We start from the raw sequence: 255 nt of genomic DNA on the forward strand, positions 1-255 counted from the left end.
TTCCACGACCGGCTGCGCGACCGGGTGCGGGACAAGGAGGGCCGCTCGGTGGACCCGACGGCCGCGATCGTGGACTCGCAGTCACTGCGGGCGGCTGCGAACATCCCGCGCTCCACGTCCGGCTGGGGCGGCGGGAAGAAGGTCGGCGGCCGCAAGCGGCACCTGGTGGTCGACTGCCTCGGCCTGGTCCTGGCCGTCGCGGTGACCGCGGCGAGCGTGCAGGACCGCGATGCCGCTGTCGCCCTGCTCGAGCGG

At 74.9% G+C, this 255-nt stretch carries 1 protein-coding gene; it reads left to right on the forward strand.

Annotation, left to right across the window (positions count from 1 at the left end; all coding sequences use genetic code 11):
• Positions 1-255, forward strand: a 255-nt coding sequence (locus RM812_RS43510; RefSeq protein ID WP_311586561.1) for a transposase, incomplete at both ends; no start/stop codon positions are given.

The organism is Streptomyces lancefieldiae (assembly GCF_031845825.1).
GTDB classification, from domain to species: Bacteria; Actinomycetota; Actinomycetes; order Streptomycetales; family Streptomycetaceae; genus Streptomyces; species Streptomyces lancefieldiae.